General features: G+C 41.0%; 1 protein-coding gene. It reads right to left on the reverse strand.

Annotated elements, in window-relative coordinates:
• Window positions 1–221 precede the first annotated feature (221 nt).
• Window positions 222–746, reverse strand: coding sequence for an orotate phosphoribosyltransferase (gene pyrE / locus AC2TDN_RS26530; protein ID WP_484690734.1), 525 nt, complete (start codon window positions 744–746; stop codon window positions 222–224).
• Window positions 747–847: the final 101 nt, after the last annotated feature.

The following is an 847-nucleotide window of genomic DNA, read 5'->3' on the forward strand; positions in this document are numbered from 1 at the left end:
GGTGACTTACGATTGAGCAAAGAACTCACGCCTTTCCAGAATAAATAGTGTTACTTTATTATATCAAATTAACGCGTTAATTTGACGATATATTATGACTTTCTCAACAGTCTGAGTTTTTCCTGTTATTTCTACCCAACTGCTATGGCAGCTAGCTCCTGATACGCAAAACGAGCCTTAGAAGCGATTCTAAGGCTCGATTAACATATCTGATTAACATTTTACAGCGTCAAATCGGTAAGGTCGTCCATCTTAAATAAGGAGTAGAAGGACAGCCCCGCGTTTTCCAGACGATCTCTTCCCTGCTGCTCCCGTTCGATGACGCATACGACATTTTTAACGATAGCGCCGCAATCCCTTAAATCTTTGGCGCTGAGCAATATTTGGCCGCCGGTCGTTACGACATCCTCAATGATACAAACCTTTTTCCCTTGGATATCGATGCCTTCCGCCAGCTTGCAAGTACCGTATTCTTTCGCTTTCTTTCTAACAAAGGCAACTGGAATTCCCGTTTTCAGCGACACGGCTGTAGCGATCGGAATACCGCCCATTTCCAGACCCGCTAACACTTCTGTTCCTAGGGGGACTAGTTTGGATAAATACTCGGCACCCAAGTTTAACAGAATAGGATTCGATTCAAACAAATATTTGTCAAAATATTCATTAGATTCTATTCCCGATCTTAGCTTAAAAGATCCGGTTAAATGCGCCGTCTTATATATTTCCTGAATCCGTGATATAAATATCTGATTTTCATAGATTGAAAGAGTATTATGGAGTAAAATAGAGATAACAGCTCGTTTGTTGCTGTTTTCAAAATACACCTATGAGGTGAACTCCAATGAAG

It is taken from the genome of Paenibacillus sp. Y660, from assembly GCF_057221575.1.